Raw genomic sequence first — 21,762 nt, 5'->3', positions numbered from 1 at the left:
ACGGCCCGCCCTCCCCTGGGGGACGGCGGGCCGTCGCGCGCGCGGCGGTCAGGCGCGGCCGCGCAGCGAGCGGTAGACCGCGACGAGGTTCCGGGTCGACGCGTCGAGCCCGGGGACGTCGGCCCCGTCGGCCAGCGCCGGCTCCACGCGCTTGGCGAGGACCTTGCCGAGCTCCACGCCCCACTGGTCGAAGGAGTCGATGTTCCACACGGCGCCCTGGACGAAGACCTTGTGCTCGTACAGCGCGATCAGCTGGCCGATCACGGACGGGGTGAGTTCGCCGGCCAGGACCGTGGTCGTGGGGTGGTTGCCGCGGAAGGTCTTGTGGGGGACGAGCTCCTCGGCGACGCCCTCCGCGCGGACCTCGTCCGCGGTCTTGCCGAAGGCCAGCGCCTGCGTCTGCGCGAAGAAGTTGGCCATCAGCAGGTCGTGCTGGGCCGCGAGGCGCGGCGGCAGCTCGGCGACGGGGCGGGCGAAGCCGATGAAGTCGGCCGGGATCACCTTGGTGCCCTGGTGGATCAACTGGTAGTAGGCGTGCTGGCCGTTGGTGCCGGGGGTGCCCCAGACGACGGGGCCCGTCTGCCAGTCGACGGGGCGGCCCTCGCGGTCCACGGACTTGCCGTTGGACTCCATGTCGAGCTGCTGGAGGTAGGCGGTGAACCGCGACAGGTAGTGGCTGTAGGGCAGGACGGCGTGCGACTGGGCGTCGTGGAAGGCGCCGTACCAGATGCCGAGGAGGCCGAGGAGGAGCGGGGCGTTCTCCTCCGGGGGCGCCGTGCGGAAGTGCTCGTCCATCAGCCGGAAGCCGGCGAGGAGTTCGCGGAAGCGGTCCGGCCCGATCGCGATCATCAGCGAGAGGCCGATGGCCGAGTCGAAGGAGTAGCGGCCGCCGACCCAGTCCCAGAACTCGAACATGTTGGCCGGATCGATGCCGAAGCCGGTCACCTTCTCCGCGTTGGTGGAGAGCGCGACGAAGTGCCGTGCGACGGCGGCCTGGTCGCCGCCGAGACCGTCCAGCAGCCAGGCGCGGGCCGATTCGGCGTTGGTGATGGTCTCGATCGTCGTGAACGTCTTGGACGCGACGATGAACAGGGTCCGCGCCGGGTCGAGGTCGCGGACGGCCTCGTGCAGGTCGGCGCCGTCGACGTTGGAGACGAAGCGCACCGTCAGCCCGCGGTCGGTGAAGGGGCGCAGCGCCTCGTAGGCCATCGCCGGTCCGAGGTCGGAGCCGCCGATGCCGATGTTGACGATGTTGGTGAGGGGTTCTCCGGTGAAGCCGGTCCACTCCCCGGAGCGGATCCGCTCGCTGAAGGAGGCCATCTTGTCGAGGACGGCGTGCACACCGGGGACGACGTCCTCGCCGTCGACCTCGACGACCGCGCCGGCGGGGGCGCGCAGCGCGGTGTGCAGGACCGCGCGGCCCTCGGTGTTGTTGATCTTCTCGCCGCGGAACATGGCCTCGCGCAGTTCGGCGACGCCGGTGGCGGCGGCCAGTTCGCGCAGCAGCGTGAGCGTCTCGTCGGTGACGAGGTGCTTGGAGTAGTCGATGTGGAGGTCGCCGACGCGCAGCGTGTACGCCGTGCCGCGGTCGGGGTTCTCCTCGAACAGCTGCCGCAGATGCGTCTGCCCCAGCTCTTCCCGGTGCTTGCCGAGGGCAAGCCACTCGGGGGTCCGGTTGAGCCTTGCCCGGCCTTCTGCGTTCATCTCGGACATCAACCCGTTTCTTCCGTCCTGTCGTGCCCCGCCGATCACCAACTTAAGGGATAGAGGGGCCCTGTGCGGGACAGCGCTGCGGTGGGCGCGCACGGCGAAGGGCCCGGTCCGCCGGAGGGGGCCTCCTGCGGGCCGGGCCCGGTACCGCGCCGGTGCGCGGCTCTCGTCAGATCTCGCCGCGGAGCTTGGCGAGGGCCTCGGCGAGGATGGCCTCGCCGTCGGCGTCGGTGCGGCGTTCGCGCACGTACGCCAGGTGCGTCTTGTACGGCTCGGTGCGCGGCGGCGCCGGGGGGTTGTCCCGGTCCTGGCCGGCCGGGAACCCGCAGCGCGGGCAGTCCCAGGTGTCCGGCACCTGTGCGTCGCTGGCGAAGCTGGGCTGAGTCTCGTGCCCGTTCGAGCACCAGAACGAGATGCGCAGGCGGGGCGCGGACTCGCCGCGCTCGGCCTCGCCCATCGGCCCCGCCCCGACCCGGCTGCCACGGATCGCGTTGCCACTTGCCACGGTCGTAACTCCCCTGCGTGATGGTGCCGCGAAGCGTGAGAGGTTTCCGCCGCGGGCGCCCCAGTCTATGGAAGGCCCAACGGACGTCCAGCAAATGGAGTTACTCACTCCGAGCCGTGGACGCCGCCTTCATGATAGGCGGGGCGCACCGGGCGGGACGGCCGGATTGGCGAGAACCGGCGGCTGCCGGAAGGCGTCAGCCGTTCGACTTCATCATCAGGCCGAGGGCGACGATGCACGCGAACCACAGCAGGCCGACCACGACCGTGATGCGGTCGAGGTTGCGCTCGGCGACCGAGGAGCCGCCGACGGAGGACTGCATGCCGCCGCCGAACATGTCGGAGAGGCCGCCGCCCTTGCCCTTGTGCATCAGCACGAGCAGCATCAGCAGCGCACTGAAGACGATCAGGGCGATCGAGAACCCCATAACCACGGCTGATTCCTACTTTCTGGCTTCCGAAGGCTTTCCGGCTGTGCCGGATGGGCGCGGGGGCCAGTGGCTGGTGGTGCAGCCTCCTGGCCCCCGCAAGGGTACGACGGATCCGGCCCGCGGCCTACTCGCTGCCGCGGGGGTGCGCCACTACTGGTCCCGGAACCGGACGATCTTGACGAACTCGTCCGCGTCGAGGGCGGCGCCGCCGATCAGGGCGCCGTCGACGTCGGGCTGCGCCATGATCGCCGCGATGTTGTTCGCCTTGACGGAGCCGCCGTACTGGATGCGGACCTTGTCGGCCAGCTCCTGGGAGTACAGCTCGGCGAGGCGGCCGCGGATGGCCCCGCAGACCTCCTGCGCGTCCTCGGGGGTGGCGACCTCGCCGGTGCCGATGGCCCAGACGGGCTCGTAGGCGATGACGATCGACTCGGCCTGGTCGGCCGGGACGTCCTTCAGGCCGCCGTCGACCTGGGCGAGGGTGTGGGCGACCTGGTCGCCGGCCTTGCGGACCTCCAGGCCCTCGCCGACGCACAGGATCGGGGTGAGGCCGTGCCGGTAGGCGGCCTTGACCTTGGCGTTGCAGACCTCGTCGCTCTCGCCGTGGTACTGGCGGCGCTCGCTGTGGCCGACGGCCACGAACGTGCACTTGAGCTTGGCGAGCATGGAGCCGGAGATCTCGCCGGTGTAGGCGCCGGCGTCGTGGGCCGAGAGGTCCTGGGCGCCGTACTTGATCTTCAGCTTGTCGCCGTCGACGAGGGTCTGGACGGAGCGCAGGTCGACGAAGGGCGGCAGCACCGCGACCTCGACGGCGTCGTAGTCCTTGTCGGCGAGCGCGAAGGCGAGCTTCTGGACGTGCGCGATGGCCTCGAGGTGGTTGAGGTTCATCTTCCAGTTGCCCGCCATGAGCGGGGTGCGCGTGGTCATCGGGGGTCAGACCTCCAGTGCAGCGAGACCGGGGAGCGTCTTGCCCTCGAGGTATTCGAGGGAGGCGCCGCCGCCGGTAGAGATGTGGCCGAAAGCGTTCTCGTCGAAGCCGAGCGTGCGCACGGCCGCGGCGGAGTCGCCGCCGCCGACGACGGTGAAGGCGCTGCTGTCGACGAGGGCCTGCGCGATGGCGCGGGTGCCGCCCGCGTAGTCGGGGTGCTCGAAGACGCCCACGGGGCCGTTCCAGAACACCGTCTCGGCATCGGCGATCTTCGAAGCGTACAGCTCGCGGGTCCTGGGGCCGATGTCGAGGCCCTCCTTGTCGGCGGGGATGCTGTCCGCGTCGACGGTGGTGTACTCGGCCGGGGTCTTGCCCTTGAGGTCGGGGAACTCGGCGGCGGCGAGGACGTCGACCGGCAGGACGAGCTCGACGCCGTTCGCCTCGGCGCGGGCCATGTACTCCTTGACGGTCTCCACCTGGTCCTTCTGGAGCAGGGAGATGCCGACCTCGTAGCCCTTGGCGTGGAGGAAGGTGTAGGCCATGCCGCCGCCGATCAGGAGGCGGTCGGCCTTGCCGAGCAGCTCGTCGATGACGGCGAGCTTGTCGGAGACCTTGGCGCCGCCGAGGACGACCACGTAGGGGCGCTTGACGTCGGCGGTCAGCTTCTTCAGGACGCCGACCTCGGCGGCGATCAGGGAGCCGGCGGCGTGCGGGAGGCGCGCGGGCAGGTCGTAGACCGAGGCGTGCTTGCGGTGTACGGCGCCGAAGCCGTCGCCGACGTAGACGTCGGCCAGCTCGGCGAGCTGGTCGGCGAAGGCGCCGCGCTCGGCGTCGTCCTTGGCGGTCTCGCCGGGGTTGAAGCGGAGGTTCTCCAGGACGGCGACCTGGCCGTCGGAGAGCTTCGCGACGGTCTCCCGGGCGGAGGCGCCGACGGTGTCGGCGGCGAAGGCGACGGCGGCGCCGAGGAGTTCGCCGAGCCGCTTCGCGGCCGGGGCGAGGGAGAACGCCGGGTCCGGGGCGCCCTTGGGGCGGCCCAGGTGCGAGGCGACGACCACGCGGGCGCCGGCCTCGGCGAGGCGGGCGATGGTCGGCTGCACGGCGCGGATCCGGCCGTCGTCGGTGATCTCGTCTCCGGCGAGCGGCACGTTGAGGTCCGCGCGGACGAAGACCCTCTTGCCCGAGACGCCCTCGGCGAGGAGTTCGTCGATCGTCTTCATGTGTTTCTACTCCTTGTCCCCCGGCACGGGCCGTACCGGCGCGGGGTGGGTGGGGCGGGCAGGCAACAGGGCCCGTACGGCGCTTCGTCGCGCTGCGCGGACCCTGTGCTCACATCATGGGAGTTCGGCTTGTGTGTCCGACGTGCGTCAGAGCCGGCCGCCGACGTAGACGGTCAGGTCGACGAGTCGGTTGGAGTAGCCCCACTCGTTGTCGTACCAGCCGACGACCTTGACCTGCTTGCCCTGGACCATCGTCAGCGACGAGTCGAAGGTGCAGGAGGCCGGCCAGTTCACGATGTCGGAGGAGACGATCGCGTCCTCGGTGTAGTCCAGGATGCCCTTGAGCTGGCCCTCGGACGCCTTCTGGAAGGCGGCGTTGATCTCGTCCTTGGTGACCTCGCGGTCGAGTTCGATGACGAGGTCGGTGACCGAGCCGGTCGGGACCGGAACGCGCATGGCGATGCCGTCCAGCTTGCCCTTCAGCTGCGGGAGGACCAGTGCGGTGGCCTTGGCGGCACCGGTGGAGGTCGGGATGATGTTCTCGGCGGCGGCGCGGGCGCGGCGCAGGTCCGAGTGCGGGAAGTCCAGGATGCGCTGGTCGTTCGTGTACGCGTGGACCGTCGTCATCATGCCCTTGACGATGCCGAAGTTCTCGTCGAGGACCTTGGCCATCGGCGCCACGCAGTTGGTGGTGCAGGAGGCGTTGGAGATGACGTGGTGGTTGGCCGCGTCGTACTTGTCGTGGTTGACGCCCATCACGATGGTGATGTCCTCGTCCTTGGCCGGGGCCGAGATGAGGACCTTCTTCGCGCCGGCGGCGATGTGCTTGGCGGCATCGGCCTTCTTCGTGAAGATGCCGGTCGACTCGATGACGATGTCGGCGCCCAGCTCGCCCCAGGGGAGGTTCGCGGGGTCGCGCTCGGCGAACGTCTTGAAGGTGTTGCCGCCGACCGTGATCGTGTCCTCGGTGTGCGTGACCTCCTGCTTGAGGCGGCCGAGGATGCTGTCGTACTTGAGGAGGTGCACCAGGGTGGCGTTGTCCGTCAGGTCGTTGACACCGACGATCTCGATGTCCGCCCCCTGCTCCAGGAGAGCTCGGAAGTAGTTGCGGCCAATTCGACCAAAACCGTTGATTCCTACGCGGATCGTCACGAACCGATCTCCTCGTTGGTGCGCCGGTCTGTGCGCCCGGCGAGCTGTAAATGGGATGTCCCCGACCGCTTACGACCCTACCTCTCCGTGAGCTTGCGAGTGACATCGTCCGGGACCTGACACACCCCGGGACCCCGCGCCGGCGGGCCGGAGCGGGCTCCCGGGGTTCGGGTGCCGGTCACTCGGTGTGAGCGGCGGCCGGGGCGGTGATCAGCGGTTCAGCGCTCGGAGCGCCTTACCGACGAGTAGCGCGCGGTCGGCCGGTTCGCGGAGGTGCTCCAGGCCGAAACCGAGCAGGACGGTGTCACGCGTGGTGACCGAGGCGTACGAGCGGAACAGCTCGCCGGAGCGCGCCCAGTCGCCGGGAACTTCGGCGCTTCCCACAGGGGCGCCGACCGCCGTCCAGGAGCCCAGGGAGGTCTCGAACCCCTCGGTGGTCTGGTCCACTCCGCCGACGGAGAGGCGGACGTCGTCGGCGAAGACGCCGCGGCCGCCGTCGCTCCCGTCCGTGATGTACGACAGGGACACCTCGACGGTCCGGCCCGCGTACGCGCTCAGGTCGAAGGACGCCTGCTTCCAGCCGTCGGACGAGCCGGTGAGGCTGTGCCACGCCCCGCTGCTCCCCTGCGCGGTGCAGCCGCCGCCCTCCAGGGCGAGGTAGTGCCGCAGGAAGGGGTGCGCGTTCACGAGGAAGCCGGCCCCGCAGTCGGTCGGCACCTGGCTGCGGGTCAGGCCGCCCGCCTCGGGCAGGGTGGTCCAGTCGTCGGCGCCCGCCGTGCGCGCCTCCACGACGGCGTGGTCGTAGCCCCTCTCGGTGTGCCAGTTCAGGGCGGCCTTGAGCTGCGGCGCGTCCGCGGCGGACACGTTCGTGAGGTCGAGGGTGCGGGTCAGCCGCCGCCAGTCCCCGTCGGCGTGGGTCGCCGCGGCCATGCCGGTGCCGGTGTGGGGGGCGTACGGGTTCGCGACCCCGGCGTACCCGCCCGCCTGCGCGCTGCGGAACTGGGGGAACCGGTCCGCGGGCAGGGTCTCGGAGGTGACGGTGAAGGCGCCGGGCGCGTCCAGCGGGTTGCCGTCGGCGTCCCCGAGCCCGCCCCGCGTCCCGGCGAGGCCTCCCGCGCCGGTGAAGCCGGTGGCTCCGCGGACGCTGCTGCGGCCGTAGGCGCCGAGCCAGTACTGGCCGAAGTCGTCGGTGAGGGCGGGCCCGACCCGGGCGTCGCCGCCGGCCGACTCGCCGGCCTCGATCAGCTTGCCGCCCTCGTTGAGGTACGAGCGCAGCGCGAGCTGCGTGGCGCCTCCGGGGGCGCCGGCGCCGGTGTAGTGGACGGCGGTGCGGAAGTGGGCGAGGACGCCGAGGCGGTGCGGGGCGCCCTGGACGGCCGTGTCCCAGACGGCGGCGGACCGGCCGTTGGCGCGCAGCGCGTCGGCGTAGCCCCGGGCATGCCGGGCGGGGGCGCCCTCCTCGGCGACCACGAGGGCGTCGGCGCGGGGCCGCTCGGCGACCGTGTACGTGAAGCGGTCGCTGGAGACGCGGCGGCCGTCCCGGTCGCGGCCGGTGAACCAGACCTCGACGCGGTCGCCGGGGCGGGCGCCGTGCACCGCGCCCCGGTACTCGTCGAACCAGTTGTTGTCCTCGCCGCCGTAGACGGAGCCGCCCTTCCAGGGCTTCAGGCCCCGGTCGTGGGTGCGGCCGCCGTTGACGCGCCAGTGCAGCCGCTTGTCGCCGAGCGCCTTGCGGGCGGTGACGGCGACCGGCTGGTCCCGGCCGTCGGCCGCGTAGGAGGTGGTGAAGGGGTCGAGGGTGAAGTCGGCGGCGGCCAGGCCCACCGGCGACACCGGCCGGTCGGGGCGCGCGGCGCTCTCGCCGACGGCGAGCGCGAAGGGGATGTTCTTGGCGAACTCGGCCTGGATCAGCTTCTCGTCGTCGGGGAAGTTGAAGCCGGAGCGGCAGTCCTCGGGCTTCCAGCGGTCGTTCGGGTCGGAGGCCGAGGCCGTCCGGCAGGTGGTCATCTCCGGGGTGAACATCATGATGCCGTTGACGTTCGAGGCGTGGCCGTCGGCCTCGCCGTTGGTGGTGTACAGCTCGGACGACAGCTGCGGGCGGTAGCCGGGGACCGCCGGGTTCTCGGGGGTGCCGGCGAGCGCCCGGTAGGCGGTGTCGTCGGGGGTGGGCGTGGCGACCTGCCAGCCGACGCCGTAGAGGATGAGCTCGGCGGCGGAGTGGTAGTTGACGGCGTACTCGAAGCCGATCCGCTTCTGGAACCGGTCGAGGGCGGCTGTCTCGGGCTCGGAGGCCGCGGACGGGCCGCGGTAGGTCTCGTTCGCGGGGTTGGGCGAGGAGCCCTCGTCGTCGTAGCCCCACTTGTAGGCGAAGTTCCGGTTCAGGTCGACGCCGTCGCCGCTGGTGGTCTTCCCGTCGCCGTTGTTGTCGCGCAGGTTCTTGCGCCAGAGCCGGTTGGCCTCGGAGGCGTGGGTGTGGTCGTAGCCGTCGGGGTTGGCGGACAGCAGGAACCACAGCTCGGTGGAGTCCACCAGCTTCGTGATCCGGGGGTCCTTGCCGTAGCTGTCCAGCGTGTGGTGCATCAGGCGCCGCGTCATCTCGGGCGTGATCCACTCGCGGGCGTGCTGGTTGGACATGTACAGCACGGAGGGCTTCGCACCGTCGCGCGTGGTGCGGGCGTTCTTCGTGACCTTCAGCGCGAGGATGTCCCGGCCCTGCACGGTCTTGCCGATGGAGACGGCCTTGGCGAGGCCGGGATGCTCCCGCGCGGTCCGCAGGACCTCCTCCTTGAGTCCGCCCTTGCCGCTGTACGGGCGGAAGACGCCGTCGCCGGGGGCCTGCGAGCGGGCGGCGGCGCCGGCCCTGCGCTCGGCGAGGGGCACGCCGCGGGCGGCGAGTGCGCGGGCCTGGCTCTCGGTGAGGAACAGCTCCACGCGGGCGGTGCCGGTCTCCGGGGCGCGCTCGGAGAGTTCGTGCCCGTCCTGGCCGGCGGCGAGGACGAGCGGGACCTGCTCCTTGGTGATGTCGGCGTCGTAGACCCGGACCTCCTCGGCGCCGGGGGCGGCGTCCGCTGCGGGGCGGGCGTGGGCCGCGGCCGGGAGGGCGGCCGTGGTGGTTGCTAACAGGAGTGAGCTGGCGGCGAGGATCAGTCCCGCGCGGTGCCTCATGTGCCCCCCTGGGCGTCGACTGCCACGAAAGCGTTCGGACGACAGGCTCACGAGGCCTCGTGTCCATGTCAATGGGGCGTTGCGGGAACGAGCCGCCGCGCACCGGGGGCCCGTACGCGGCGCGCTGTGCGGCGTACGGGCCCCGGTGCGTGGCGCGGCGGCCGGGCCGGTCAGCCGGCCATGTTGTCGGCCAGCTCCTCGCTGAGGTTGGACTCGGTGCCCGGGATGCCGAGGTCCTGGGCGCGCTTGTCGGCCATGGCCAGCAGGCGGCGGATGCGGCCGGCGACGGCGTCCTTCGTCAGCGGCGGGTCGGCGAGGGCGCCCAGCTCCTCCAGGGAGGCCTGCTTGTGCTCCATGCGCAGCCGGCCCGCGGCGGCCAGGTGCTCGGGCACCTCCTCGCCGAGGATCTCCAGGGCGCGCTGGACGCGGGCGCCGGCGGCGACGGCGGCGCGGGCCGAGCGGCGCAGGTTGGCGTCGTCGAAGTTGGCCAGCCGGTTCGCGGTGGCGCGGACCTCGCGGCGCATCCGCCGCTCCTCCCAGGCCAGCACGGACTCGTGGGCGCCGAGCCGGGTCAGCAGCGCGCCGATGGCGTCGCCGTCGCGGACGACGACGCGGTCGACGCCGCGGACCTCGCGGGCCTTCGCCGCGATGGAGAGCCGCCGGGCGGCACCCACCAGGGCCAGGGCTGCCTCGGGACCGGGGCAGGTGACCTCCAGCGAGGAGGACCGGCCCGGCTCGGTGAGCGAGCCGTGGGCCAGGAAGGCGCCGCGCCAGGCCGCCTCGGCGTCGCAGGTGGCCCCGGAGACCACCTGCGGGGGAAGGCCCCGGATGGGGCGGCCGCGGCCGTCGACCAGGCCGGTCTGGCGGGCCAGCTGGTCGCCTCCGGCCACGACGCGGACGACGTACCGGCTGCCGCGGCGCAGGCCGCCCGGCGCCATGACGACGAGGTCCGAGGAGTGGCCGAAAATCTCCAGGATGTCCTTGCGGAGCCGCCGCGCGGCGATCCCGGTGTCGAGCTCCGCCTCGATGACGATCCGGCCGCTCACCAGGTGCAGACCGCCGGCGAACCGAAGAATCGCCGAGACCTCCGCCTTCCTGCAGCAGGTCCGGGTGACGGGGAGCCGGGAGATCTCATCCTTCACCGCTGGCGTCATCGCCATGGGCCGATCCTTCCATGCATCCGAAAAATACGGTCGTACGCGGCTGCGAGCAGCTCCGGGTCGTGCTTGGGCGAGCCGTCTTCCCTGGCCACCGGCGCCAGCTCGACCGCGGCACCGAAGCGCTGCGCGGCATCGGCGAGGGACTCGCGGTCGGGCACGGCGGCCTGGTCGGCCAGCACCACGTCCAGGGCGAGTTTAGGGGCGTGTCGGGCCAAAACCTCCAAATGACGCTGCGGAGAGAAGCCCTCTGTTTCACCGGGCTGCGGGGCCAGGTTCAGCGACAGCACGCGCCGGGCCTTGGTCTCCGTCAGCGCCTCGAGGAGTTCCGGCACCAGCAGGTGCGGGATGACGGACGAGAACCAGGACCCGGGCCCGAGCACGACCCAGTCCGCGTCGAGGACGGCGGCCACGGCCTCCGGCACGGCGGGCGGGTCGGACGGCACGAGGTGCACGGACAGCACCTCGCCGGGGGTGGTGGCGACGGTGGCCTGCCCCCGGACGGTGTCCACGTCCGCCGGGCGGGCCGGGTCGTGCCCCCGTACGAGCGCCTGGAGCTCCAGCGGCACCGCCGACATCGGCAGCACCCGGCCCTGCGCGCCGAGCAGCCTGCCGACGAGGTCCAAGGCCTGGACGGGGTCGCCGAGCTGCTCCCACAGGGCCACGATCAGGAGGTTGCCCACCGCGTGCTCGTGGAGGGCTCCGGCCGACTGGAAGCGGTGCTGGATGACGCGGGCCCAGGTCTGGCCCCAGTCGTCGTCCCCGCACAGCGCCGCCAGCGCCTTGCGCAGGTCGCCCGGCGGGAGGACGCCGAGCTCCTCGCGCAGCCGCCCGCTGGATCCGCCGTCGTCGGCGACGGTGACGACGGCGGTCAGCTCGCCGGTGATCCGGCGCAGGGCGGCCAGCGACGCCGACAGGCCCATGCCGCCGCCGAGCGCGACGACCTTGGGCGCGGCGCCCTTGGCGGCTGCGCCGCGGCGCGGCGCGGTGCGGACCGCGCCGTCCTCGCCCCGCCCCGGGGTGAGGCGGCGCAGGCGGCGCAGCCGCAGGGTGCGTCCGGTCACTCGCGCCCCATGTCCCGGTGGACCACGACGGTCTCGACTCCCTCGGAGGCGAGGCGGGCGGCGAGCTTCTCGGAGACGGCGACGCTGCGGTGCTTGCCGCCGGTGCAGCCGACGGCGATGGTCACGTACCGCTTGCCCTCGCGGCGGTAGCCGGCGGCGATGAGCTGGAGCAGCTCCGTGTAGCGGTCGAGGAACTCCTTGGCGCCGGGCTGCCCGAAGACGTAGCCCGAGACCTCCGGGTTCAGGCCGGTGAACGGCCGCAGCTCGGGCACCCAGTGCGGGTTCGGGATGAAGCGGCAGTCCACGACGAGGTCGGCGTCGACGGGGAGGCCGTACTTGTAGCCGAAGGACATGACGGTGGCCCGCAGCTCGGGCTCCTCCTCGCCGGCGAACTGGGCGTCCATCTTGGCGCGCAGCTCGTGCACGTTCAGGCTGGAGGTGTCGATCACCAGGTCGGCGTCGCCGCGCAGCTCGCGCAGCAGGTCGCGCTCGGCCGCGATGCCGTCGGTGATCCGGCCCTCGCCCTGGAGCGGGTGGGGGCGGCGCACGGACTCGAAGCGCCGCACCAGCGCGTCGTCGGAGGACTCCAGGAAGACGATGCGCCGGGTGACGCCGCGCAGCTCCAGGTCGGCGAGGGACTCGCGCAGGGCGTCGAAGAACTGGCGGCCGCGGACGTCGACGACGACCGCGATCCGCGCCACGTTGCCCTGCGAGCGGGCGCCGAGCTCCACCATGGTGGGGATCAGTGCCGGCGGGAGGTTGTCCACGACGAACCAGCCGAGGTCCTCCAGGCACTTGGCCGCCGTGCTGCGGCCGGCTCCGGACATCCCGGAGATGATCACCAGCTCGGGAATGGCGGCCTCGGCGCTCTCGCCGGGCTCCAGTGTCGTGCCCGTACTCACCTGTGCTCCGTCTCGGTCGTACTCGGTCTCGTGCTGCTCGGTCATCGGTCGGTCCCCCGTTCGGACGAGGTTCCCGCGGGCGCGGGGGTCTCCTCCTCCATGATCTCCCCTGTCGCCGTGTTGACGGCAGGAGCGGCGGGGACCGCCCGGGCGAGGGCCGCGGCCACCGTCTCGGCCGTCTTGCGCCCTATGCCCGGGACCTCGCAGATCTGGTCGATTGTCGCCTGTCGCAGCCTCTTCACCGAACCGAAGTGCTTGACCAGGGCCTGCTTGCGCGTTTCGCCGAGGCCGGGCACCTCGTCGAGCGGGCCGGCCTTGAGCCGCTTGCCGCGCTTGCTGCGCTGGTACCGGATGGCGAAGCGGTGCGCCTCGTCGCGGACGCGCTGGAGCAGGTAGAGGCCCTCGCTGGTGCGGGGCAGCACGACGGGGTCGTCCTCGCCGGGAAGCCACACCTCCTCCAGGCGCTTGGCCAGGCCGCACACGGCGACGTCGTCGATGCCGAGCTCCTCCAGGGCCCGCTGCGCGGCGGCGACCTGCGGCCGGCCGCCGTCGACGACGACGAGCTGCGGGGGGTAGGCGAAGCGCTTGGGCCGCCCGTCGTCCTCCGCCCGCCCGTCGCCGGCCCGGCCGTCCCCGTCGGCCGCGCTCTCCTCGGGGGACCACTCGCCGGTCTTCAGCTTCTCCTGGAGGTAGCGGCGGAAGCGCCGGGAGACCACCTCGTGCATGGAGCGGACGTCGTCCTGCCCGGCGAAGGACTTGATCTGGAAGCGCCGGTACTCGCCCTTGCGGGCGAGCCCGTCCTCGAAGACGACCATGGAGGCCACGACGTCGTCGCCCTGGAGGTGGGAGATGTCGAAGCACTCGATGCGCAGCGGCGCGCTGTCGAGGCCGAGGGCCTCGGCGATCTCCTCCAGGGCGCGGGAGCGGGTGGTCAGGTCGGCGGCGCGCTTGGTCTTGTGCAGGGCGAGGGCCTGCTGCGCGTTGCGGTGGACGGTCTCCATGAGGGCCTTCTTGTCCCCGCGCTGCGGGATGCGCAGGCTGACCTGCGAGCCGCGCCGGCCGGCGAGCCACTGGCCGAGGGCGGGCGCGTCCTCGGGCAGGGCCGGGACCAGCACCTCCTTGGGCACGGCCTCGCCGGTCTCCTCCCCGTACAGCTGCTGCAGGGCGTGCTCGACGAGCCCGGCCGTGTCGACGGCCTCGACCTTGTCGGTGACCCAGCCGCGCTGGCCGCGGACCCGGCCGCCGCGGACGTGGAAGATCTGCACGGCCGCCTCCAGCTCGTCCTCGGCGACCGCGACGAGGTCGGCGTCGGTGGCGTCGGCGAGGACGACGGCGTTCTTCTCCATGGCGCGGCGCAGCGCCCCTATGTCGTCGCGCAGCCGGGCGGCCTTCTCGTACTCCATCTCCTCGGCGGCCTCGTGCATCTGCGCTTCGAGGCGGGAGAGGTAGGTGCCGGTGCGGCCGGCCATGAAGTCGCAGAAGTCCTCGGCGAGTTCGCGGTGCTCATCGGGGGTGACGCGGCCGACGCAGGGGGCGGAGCACTTGCCGATGTAGCCGAGGAGGCAGGGCCGGCCGATCTGCGCGGAGCGCTTGAACACCCCGGCGGAGCAGGTGCGGACGGGGAAGGCGCGCAGCATCAGGTCGACGGTCTCGCGGATCGCCCAGGCGTGCGCGTACGGGCCGAAGTAGCGGACGCCCTTCTTCTTGGGGCCGCGCATGACCTGGACGCGCGGGTACTCCTCGTTCATGGTGACGGCGAGGGAGGGGTAGCTCTTGTCGTCCCGGTACTTGACGTTGAACCGGGGGTCGTACTCCTTGATCCAGGAGTACTCCAGCTGGAGGGCCTCGACTTCGGTGGAGACGACGGTCCACTCGACGGAGGCGGCCGTGGTGACCATGGTGGCCGTGCGCGGGTGGAGGCCGGCGATGTCCTGGAAGTAGTTCGCCAGGCGCTGGCGCAGGCTCTTGGCCTTCCCGACGTAGATCACCCGGCGGTGCTCGTCGCGGAAGCGGTAGACCCCCGGCGAGTCGGGGACCTGGCCCGGCTGGGGGCGGTAGCTGGAAGGGTCGGCCATGCCGCCCACCCTACTGTCGCCTACCGACATCCAGGCCCCTGCCACCGGGCCGCCCGAGGCGCCGGCGGGGTACCGGTGAGCGGCGGGCCGCCGCGGCCGTCCCGGCCGGCGGCCCGCACCGTAGAGCGGTCAGCCCGTACGCCGGCCCGGGCGCCGACGGCGCACCGCGAGGAGCCCGGCGGCGGCGGCCAGGGCCGCTCCGGCGGCCCCTGCGGCCCCGCCGGAGGCGACCCGTCCGGCCCGGCGGAGGCGGCCTCGGCGTAGCCGCCGGCCTGCCCGCTGCGGTCGTACGCGGACCCCGGCAGCTTGTCCCCGTACGCGGCGGCGACGCGCGCCCGGTGGGCGGCGAGGGCGGTGCCCCGCTCCCCCACCGCGCGGACGGCGTCCTCGTCGAGCGGGAGCACCCGGCCGCCGCCGGCGGCGTACCGGGCGTCGATCTGCGGCTCGCGGAACACGGTGCCGCCGGGCATCCGCTCCGCCCCGGGCCGGGCTTGGCGGAACTCGTCGTCGCCGCCGGCCGTGTTGACCACCTCCCAGCCGCGGCGGGTCCGCGCGGTCCACACCGCGGCCTGCCGGCCGTCGGCGGCGACGGCCCGGCCGGTGAGGAACTCCAGGCGGGACACGGCGGCGCCGGGGTGGCCGGCGACGAAGTCGGCGGGAGGTGCGTACCTCGGCGGGCTCCCCCGGGGCTGCCCTGCGGCGGCGGCGCCGGGGCCGCCCTCCCGGCCGAAGAACCGGGTGCGGACCGCCAGGGTGTCGGGTGCGCCTGCGGCCCGGGCGGCGGCGGCCCGGTCCTCGGCCCCGGCGGTGGGCGGCTGCGGGACGGCGGCGGGGGCGGCCGCCGCGGCCTGCGGTGCGAGGCCGAGGAGGGCGGTCGCGGCGAGGACCGCTGCGGCGGTGGTGCGCTTCGTACCTCGCCGTCCACCACGGCGACCCCGGCTGCGACGCGGCCCGCGTACGGGTGCAGGCGGGCGAGAACTGCCGGACGGGGCGGGTCCGCTGGCACCGCGAGGCCGAGGTGCTCGTCGCGGTGCTGCTGTTCGAGCGGCGGCTGCGCACCGGGGAGACGTACGTCTTCGGCTACGGCTTCTAGGACGGCACCGGGGCCCGGTGCACCGAGTACGTCCGCGGCTTCGGCCACGCCGGCGGGCAGTACGTGCTCCCGGTCCGCTTCGACGAGGCCGCGCTGCCCGTGCGCTGCCGCCGCTTCACCCGGTGCGGGTCCGGGGGGCGCCGCGCAGCGGCCTGGCGGACCTCACGCCCGGCGGCCGGCGGCGCCGTGCACATCGGGGAGCCGGCGGTGCGGCGCGGCCTCCTCGGCATCGCCTGGGACCGGGCCTGACCGGCGCCCGGACCCGGCTGCGGCGGGGCCGCCCGGCCTCAGCCCGCGATCAGCTTGCCGCCCTCGGCGCGGACCGGCACCTCGGGCAGCGGGTCGGTGGCGGGGCCGCGCAGCGCCTTTCCGGTGGCGGTGTCGAAGCGGCTGCCGTGGCAGGGGCAGTTGCCCTCCCCCTGCACGATCTTGTCGAGGACGCAGCCGGCGTGCGTGCACTGAGCGCTGAACGCCTTGTACTGCCCCTCCGCCGGGCAGCTGACGATCAGCTTCCGTTCCCGGTACAGCTTCGCGCCGCCGACGGGCACGTCCGCGGCGTCCCCGAGTTCGACGGGCGCCGTGGGGACGGCCGGGCTGCCGTGACCGCTGTTGGTCTCGGTGGAGCACGCGGTGAGGGCCGCTCCGGCGCCGGCGGCCCCGACGATCGCGGCCGCACCCCTGAGGACGGTACGGCGGGCGGCGGACTGCGGCGCGGACATGCGGATCTCCCGGGTGGTGCGGACTGCTGGGGGCCGCGGCGGCGGAGGGCCGGCCGGGCCCACCCGACGATACCCCCGGCCGATGGGATACCTTCCCCCGCGTGATCGTCGTCGGCGGAGAAGCCCTGATCGACCTGGTGCCTGCGGCGCAGCCGCCGGGTGCGCTGCTGCCGCGGCCGGGCGGGGGCCCGTACAACACCGCCGTCGCGCTGGGCCGCCTCGGAGCGGAGGTGGCGTTCTGCTCGCGGATCTCGGCCGACGGGTTCGGCGAGAGCCTCCTCGACGGGCTGCGGGCCGCCGGGGTCGACGTCTCGCTCGTGCAGCGCGGGCCGGAGCCGACCACCCTGGCCGTGCCCTCCCTCGGCGCGGACGGCTCGGCCGTGTACGGCTTCTACGTGGAGGGCACCGCCGACCGGCTGTTCCGCCTGCCCGACGCGCTGCCGGCCGGCGCCCGGGCGCTGGCCGTCGGCACGTGCTCGCTGGTGCTGGAGCCGGGCGCGAGCGCGTACGAGGCGCTGCTGCGCCGGGAGGCGGCCCGCGGGCTGCTGACCCTGCTGGACCCCAACGTGCGGCCGGCGCTGATCGCGGACCCGGCGGCGTACCGGGCCCGGTTCCTGGGCTGGCTGCCGTCGGTGTCCGTGCTGAAGCTGTCCGAGGACGACGCCGACTGGCTGGGCGGCCGCGTGGAGGACTGGCTGGCGGCGGGTCCGTCGGCGGTGGTGCTGACCCGCGGGGCGAAGGGGCTGACGGTGCGGACGCGGGAGGGTGCCGAGCACTCGGTGCCGTCCCCTGCCGTGGCCGTGGCGGACACGATCGGTGCGGGCGACACCGTCAGCGCGGCGCTGCTGCACCGCCTCGCGGGCGGCGGCCCGCCGGACTGGCCGGACGTCCTGGCGTACGCCGCCCGCGCGGCGGCCCTGACCTGCACCAGGCCGGGCGCGGAACCCCCTTGCGCCGCCGAGCTCGGCGGGTAGCGGCCCGCGCTCCGCGCCGGGCTCACAGGACGCCGGGCGCCTCCTGCGCCATCCGCTCCTCCATGTGCCCGAAGAACACCTCCGGCGGCGTCACCCCGGCCGTCACCCGGACGAACTCGTCCCGCGCCTGCGGGCTCCGGGACACCGCCGCCAGCAGCTGCTGCATCTCGGGCGGCGGCGGCTCCATCTGCGCGAACCCGGCCGTGAACTCGTACATGGAGGCGACCTGCGCGTCCCGCGCCTCCTGGGCGGCCCGCATCGCCTCCCCGAAGGGCCTCCGGCCGGCGAGGACGTCGTCGAGGGCGGCGGCGCACCGCTCCGCGTCCCGGAAGGAGTCCTGGATGCCCTGGGCGGTGATGGGGTCCCTCAGGTAGCCGGCGTCGCCGACGAGGACCCAGCCGGGGCCGTACGGCTTGCGGAAGTAGTTCGGGATGGCCGTGCCGACGAACCGCTCGGCGCGGGCGGCGGCCGCGACCCGCTTGGCGAACGCCGGCGCGCGGGCCAGCGTCGCGTGGTAGTTGCCCTCGACGTCGTCGCGGTTGGCCTCGAAGTCGCGCATGGACCAGCCGCAGATGACCATCGTGAGCCCGTCGTTGGTGGGCCACGCGGCGAACGCCCGGTCGCCGCGGTCGTAGGCCTCGAACATCCCGTTCATCGGGAGCCCCGACCAGTACGTGTAGTAGTAGGCGTTGATCTTCGGCTTCTCCGCGTAGGCCGCGGCGCCGGTGGCCCGGGCGACGGACGAGTGGAGGCCGTCCGCGCCGACGACGAACGGGGCGCGGTGCCGTGCGGGGCCGTCCCGGCCGCGTCCGGCGACGCCCGTCACGGTGTCCCCGTCGAAGAGCAGCTCGTCGACGGTGAACCCCTCCACGACCTCGGCGCCGGCCTCCGCCGCGGCGTCGACGAGGATCTTGTCGAGGACGGTGCGGCGGGGCGCGTACGAGGCGTCGAAGCCCTCGCCGGCCGGCGATCCGGAGATGCTGATCGGCCCGAGGTCGAACAGGTAGGTGTGGATGGGCGGGCATCCGGTGGCGACCATCCGTTCCAGCAGCCCCCACCGCTGCAGCGCGGCCAGTCCGGGCGGATGGATCAGGTGGGTGGAGAGGGTGTCGCTCGGGAAGGTGGCCCGGTCGACGAGGAGGACCCGGTGTCCGCGCCGGGCGAGGAGCATCGCGGTCGGCGCGCCGGCGCAGCGCGCGCCGACGACGATCACATCGTGGGAGGGGGTGCCGGCGGAGCCGGCGCTGCCGGTCATGGCTCACCTGCCGATCCTTGCGGCGGCACGCCGGACGGGCGGCGCGAAGGGGAGCACGAGGAGGTGCGGAAGGGAAGGCCGCCGGCCCGCGGCCGCCGCGCATGCGGGGGACTACTTCCACGGTAGGCCGTCTCCTCCGGCCCGGCCCGGCCCCCGACGCCCGGCACCGCGTACCGGGGCCCTCCCCGGCTTCCCGGGAGCGCCCCGGGTAGGCCGAGGGGCCCGGCCGTACGGACGGCCGGGCCCTTCGTCGATCGCCGCGGGCGGTGCCGCGGGCCGCGGGCTACGCCTTGCGGGCCCGCGGGGCGGCCTTCTTCGCCGCGGCCTTCTTCGCCGGGGCGGCCGCCTTCCTGGCCGCGGTCTTCTTCGCGGCCGTCTTCCGCGCCGGGGCTGCGGATGGGGCCGCGTCGGAGATCCGGTCCGCGCCCAGGATGTCCCGCAGGAACTTGCCGGTGTGGCTGGCGCCGACGGAGGCCACCTGCTCCGGGGTGCCCTCGGCGACGACCATGCCGCCGCCGTGGCCGCCTTCGGGCCCCATGTCGATGACCCAGTCGGCGGTCTTGATGACGTCGAGGTTGTGCTCGATGACGATCACCGAGTTGCCCTTGTCGACCAGGCCCGACAGCACCTTGATCAGCTTCGAGATGTCCTCGAAGTGCAGGCCGGTCGTCGGCTCGTCGAGGACGTACACCGTCCGGCCCGTCGACCGCTTCTGCAGCTCGGAGGCCAGCTTCACACGCTGCGCCTCGCCGCCTGACAGGGTGGGCGCCGACTGCCCGAGGCGGACGTAGCCGAGCCCCACCTCCGTCAGCGTCTTCAGGTGCCGGGAGATCGTGGGGACGGCCTCGAAGAAGCCGAGGGCCTCCTCGATCGGCATGTTGAGGACTTCCGCGATGGACTTGCCCTTGTAGTGGACCTCCAGCGTCTCCCGGTTGTAGCGGTCCCCGTGGCAGACCTCGCACGGGACGTACACGTCCGGCAGGAAGTTCATCTCGATCTTGATGGTGCCGTCGCCGGAGCAGTTCTCGCAGCGGCCGCCCTTGACGTTGAAGGAGAAGCGGCCCGGCAGGTAGCCGCGCACCTTCGCCTCCATCGTCTCCGCGAACAGCTTGCGGATGTTGTCGAAGACGCCCGTGTACGTGGCCGGGTTCGACCGCGGCGTGCGGCCGATCGGCGACTGGTCGACGTGCACCACCTTGTCGACGAGGTCGTCCCCTTCGACGCGGGTGTGCCGGCCCGGCACCGACCGGGCGCCGTTCAGCTCGCGCGCCAGGTGCGTGTACAGGATGTCGTTGACCAGGGTCGACTTGCCCGAGCCTGACACGCCGGTGACCGCGGTCAGCACTCCGAGCGGGAAGGAGACGTCGATGTCGCGGAGGTTGTTCTCCTTCGCGCCGTGGACGGTGAGCCTGCGGTCGCCGTTCACGGGGCGGCGGATCTCCGGGACCGGGATCGACCTCTTGCCCGAGAGGTACTGGCCGGTCATCGAGGTGCCGTTCTCCAGCAGCTCGGCCAGCGAGCCGCTGTGCACGACCTTGCCGCCGTGCTCGCCGGCGCCGGGGCCGATGTCCACGACCCAGTCGGCCACCTTGATGGTGTCCTCGTCGTGCTCGACCACGATGAGGGTGTTGCCCATGTCGCGCAGCCGGACGAGCGTCTCGATGAGCCGGTGGTTGTCGCGCTGGTGCAGGCCGATGGACGGCTCGTCCAGCACGTACAGCACGCCGACGAGTCCGGAGCCGATCTGCGTGGCCAGGCGGATGCGCTGTGCCTCGCCGCCGGACAGGGTGCCCGCGGCGCGGTTCAGCGAGAGGTAGTCCAGGCCGACGTCGACGAGGAAGCGGAGCCGCTCGTTGACCTCCTTCAGGACCCGCTCGGCGATCTTCTTGTCGCGGGCGTCGAGGCGGAGCCGGCCCAGGAAGTCGGCGCACTCGCTGATCGACATCGCGGCGACCTCGGCGATGGACTTCTCCATCACCGTCACCGCGAGGACGATCGGCTTGAGGCGGGTCCCGCGGCAGGTCGGGCAGGGCACCTCGCGCATGTAGCCCTCGAAGCGCTCGCGGCTCGCGTCGCTCTCGGACTCCGCGTGCCGGCGCCGCACGAACGGCACGGCGCCCTCGAAGGCCGTCGTGTACGCCCGCTCCCGCCCGTACCGGTTGCGGTAGCGGACCTCGATCTGCGTCTTGTGCCCGTACAGCAGGGCCTTCCTCGCGCGCTGGGGCAGTCCGGCCCACGGGATGTCCGTGCGGAAGCCCAGCTCGTCGGCGAGGGCGCCGACCAGCCGCTGGAAGTAGTCCTTGGTGTGGCCGAGCGACCACGGGGAGACGGCGCCCTCGTCGAGGGACTTCTCCTCGTCGGGGACGATCAGCTCCGGGTCGACCTCCATGCGGGTGCCGATGCCGGTGCACTCGGGGCAGGCGCCGAACGGCGAGTTGAAGGAGAAGGAGCGCGGCTCCAGCTCCTCGAAGGACAGGTCGTCGTACGGGCAGTACAGGTGCTCCGAGAACATCCGCTCGCGCTCGGGGTCGTCCTCCGGGAGGTCGACGAAGTCGAGGATCACCATGCCCCCGGACAGCCCGAGGGCGGTCTCGACGGAGTCGGTGAGGCGGCGTTTGGCGCTCTCCTTCACCGTGAGGCGGTCGACGACCACCTCGATGGTGTGCTTCTCCTGCTTCTTGAGCACCGGCGGCTCGGAGAGCTGGATGGTCGTGCCGTCGACCCGGGCGCGGCTGTAGCCCTTGGTCTGGAGGTCGGCGAAGAGGTCGACGAACTCCCCCTTGCGCTCGCGCACCAGCGGCGAGAGCACCTGGAAGCGGCTGCCCTCGGGCAGGGCGAGCACCTTGTCGACGATGGCCTGCGGCGACTGCCGGGAGATCGGCCGGCGGCACTCGGGGCAGTGCGGCTTGCCGATGCGCGCGAAGAGCAGGCGCAGGTAGTCGTAGACCTCGGTGATGGTGCCGACCGTGGAGCGCGGGTTGCGCGAGGTCGACTTCTGGTCGATCGAGACGGCCGGGGAGAGGCCCTCGATGAAGTCCACGTCGGGCTTGTCCATCTGCCCGAGGAACTGGCGGGCGTACGACGAGAGCGACTCGACGTAGCGGCGCTGCCCCTCGGCGAAGATCGTGTCGAAGGCCAGGGAGGACTTGCCGGACCCGGACAGACCGGTGAAGACGATGAGCGAGTCGCGGGGCAGGTCGAGCGAGACGTTCTTGAGGTTGTGCTCGCGAGCGCCACGGACGATGAGTCGGTCGGTCACGCCGGTCCGCACCTTTCTTGAGAGAGCGGGGGCACGGGCCCCCGTCCCAGGGTATGGGGGGCGCCTCGGCAATGGGGTCGGGCTGGACTTCCGAGCGTATAGCACGCGCATTCGATTTACGGCACTCCGCCGTCTGCTTCACCCGTTCGTGTGGCCC

18 protein-coding genes are annotated in these 21,762 nt (G+C 73.0%); 3 read left to right on the top strand and 15 right to left on the bottom strand.

Features of this window, described 5'->3' with window-relative positions; translation table 11 throughout:
* Nucleotides 1-48 precede the first annotated feature (48 nt).
* The 12 genes from pgi to ACZ462_RS20675 all read right to left on the bottom strand — a co-directional run bounded on the left by pgi (nt 49) and on the right by ACZ462_RS20675 (nt 14,928).
* Nucleotides 49-1,704, bottom strand: coding sequence for a glucose-6-phosphate isomerase (gene pgi / locus ACZ462_RS20730; protein WP_467806660.1), 1,656 nt, complete (start codon nt 1,702-1,704; stop codon nt 49-51).
* Nucleotides 1,705-1,879: 175 nt separating this feature from the next.
* Complete coding sequence (locus tag ACZ462_RS20725) at nt 1,880-2,167, bottom strand: RNA polymerase-binding protein RbpA (RefSeq protein ID WP_030197743.1); 288 nt, start codon at nt 2,165-2,167, stop codon at nt 1,880-1,882.
* Nucleotides 2,168-2,411: 244 nt separating this feature from the next.
* Complete coding sequence (gene secG, locus ACZ462_RS20720; protein ID WP_114057075.1) at nt 2,412-2,642, bottom strand: preprotein translocase subunit SecG; 231 nt, start codon at nt 2,640-2,642, stop codon at nt 2,412-2,414.
* Between the two features lie 153 nt (nt 2,643-2,795).
* On the bottom strand, nt 2,796-3,572 hold the full coding sequence (gene tpiA / locus ACZ462_RS20715) for a triose-phosphate isomerase (protein ID WP_467806632.1): 777 nt from the start codon (nt 3,570-3,572) through the stop codon (nt 2,796-2,798).
* Nucleotides 3,573-3,578: 6 nt separating this feature from the next.
* On the bottom strand, nt 3,579-4,790 hold the full coding sequence (locus ACZ462_RS20710; RefSeq protein ID WP_467806631.1) for a phosphoglycerate kinase: 1,212 nt from the start codon (nt 4,788-4,790) through the stop codon (nt 3,579-3,581).
* A 147-nt stretch (nt 4,791-4,937) separates the two neighbouring features.
* On the bottom strand, nt 4,938-5,942 hold the full coding sequence (gap, locus tag ACZ462_RS20705) for a type I glyceraldehyde-3-phosphate dehydrogenase (protein WP_125540637.1): 1,005 nt from the start codon (nt 5,940-5,942) through the stop codon (nt 4,938-4,940).
* 210 nt (nt 5,943-6,152) lie between these two features.
* Nucleotides 6,153-9,107, bottom strand: a complete 2,955-nt coding sequence (locus ACZ462_RS20700) for a M14 family metallopeptidase (protein ID WP_467806630.1) — start codon at nt 9,105-9,107, stop codon at nt 6,153-6,155.
* Between the two features lie 170 nt (nt 9,108-9,277).
* Nucleotides 9,278-10,267, bottom strand: a complete 990-nt coding sequence (gene whiA / locus ACZ462_RS20695) for a DNA-binding protein WhiA (protein ID WP_356849235.1) — start codon at nt 10,265-10,267, stop codon at nt 9,278-9,280.
* Nucleotides 10,258-11,328 (bottom strand): gluconeogenesis factor YvcK family protein, encoded by a 1,071-nt coding sequence (locus ACZ462_RS20690; protein ID WP_467806629.1) that lies wholly within the window; start codon nt 11,326-11,328, stop codon nt 10,258-10,260. The genes whiA and ACZ462_RS20690 overlap by 10 nt, the downstream gene beginning before the upstream one ends.
* On the bottom strand, nt 11,325-12,275 hold the full coding sequence (gene rapZ / locus ACZ462_RS20685; RefSeq protein ID WP_467806628.1) for an RNase adapter RapZ: 951 nt from the start codon (nt 12,273-12,275) through the stop codon (nt 11,325-11,327). Before rapZ ends, ACZ462_RS20690 begins: the two co-directional genes overlap by 4 nt.
* Nucleotides 12,272-14,305: an excinuclease ABC subunit UvrC gene (gene uvrC / locus ACZ462_RS20680; RefSeq protein ID WP_467806627.1), complete on the bottom strand. Its 2,034-nt coding sequence runs from the start codon at nt 14,303-14,305 to the stop codon at nt 12,272-12,274. Before uvrC ends, rapZ begins: the two co-directional genes overlap by 4 nt.
* Before the next feature lie 20 nt (nt 14,306-14,325).
* On the bottom strand, nt 14,326-14,928 hold the full coding sequence (locus ACZ462_RS20675) for a hypothetical protein (protein ID WP_467806626.1): 603 nt from the start codon (nt 14,926-14,928) through the stop codon (nt 14,326-14,328).
* A gap of 230 nt (nt 14,929-15,158) precedes the next feature.
* Here ACZ462_RS20675 and ACZ462_RS20670 point away from each other — a divergent pair, with 230 nt between their 5' ends.
* Both ACZ462_RS20670 and ACZ462_RS20665 read left to right on the top strand, forming a co-directional pair.
* Complete coding sequence (locus tag ACZ462_RS20670; protein ID WP_467806624.1) at nt 15,159-15,398, top strand: hypothetical protein; 240 nt, start codon at nt 15,159-15,161, stop codon at nt 15,396-15,398.
* Between the two features lie 63 nt (nt 15,399-15,461).
* A complete protein-coding gene (locus tag ACZ462_RS20665) occupies nt 15,462-15,647 on the top strand; it encodes a hypothetical protein (RefSeq protein ID WP_467806623.1) in 186 nt (61 codons plus the stop codon).
* Between the two features lie 38 nt (nt 15,648-15,685).
* On the opposite strand, the gene ACZ462_RS20660 is transcribed toward ACZ462_RS20665, so the two are convergent.
* On the bottom strand, nt 15,686-16,117 hold the full coding sequence (locus ACZ462_RS20660; RefSeq protein ID WP_467806622.1) for a Rieske (2Fe-2S) protein: 432 nt from the start codon (nt 16,115-16,117) through the stop codon (nt 15,686-15,688).
* Between the two features lie 101 nt (nt 16,118-16,218).
* On the opposite strand from ACZ462_RS20660, the gene ACZ462_RS20655 reads away from it, so the two are divergent.
* The gene (locus tag ACZ462_RS20655; protein ID WP_467806621.1) at nt 16,219-17,091 is read left to right on the top strand and encodes a carbohydrate kinase family protein; all 873 of its coding nucleotides are present in this window, start codon (nt 16,219-16,221) and stop codon (nt 17,089-17,091) included.
* A gap of 22 nt (nt 17,092-17,113) precedes the next feature.
* On the opposite strand, the gene ACZ462_RS20650 is transcribed toward ACZ462_RS20655, so the two are convergent.
* Together ACZ462_RS20650 and uvrA are read right to left on the bottom strand one after the other, a co-directional pair.
* A complete protein-coding gene (locus tag ACZ462_RS20650) occupies nt 17,114-18,346 on the bottom strand; it encodes an NAD(P)/FAD-dependent oxidoreductase (RefSeq protein ID WP_467806620.1) in 1,233 nt (410 codons plus the stop codon).
* Nucleotides 18,347-18,629: 283 nt separating this feature from the next.
* A complete protein-coding gene (gene uvrA / locus ACZ462_RS20645; protein WP_467806619.1) occupies nt 18,630-21,605 on the bottom strand; it encodes an excinuclease ABC subunit UvrA in 2,976 nt (991 codons plus the stop codon).
* Between the last annotated feature and the right edge of the window lie 157 nt (nt 21,606-21,762).

The sequence above is a fragment of the Streptomyces sp. NPDC031121 genome (genome assembly GCF_055570615.1).
The sequence above is the reverse complement of the archived record's forward strand: the minus strand, read 5'-3'. Positions and strand labels throughout refer to the sequence as shown.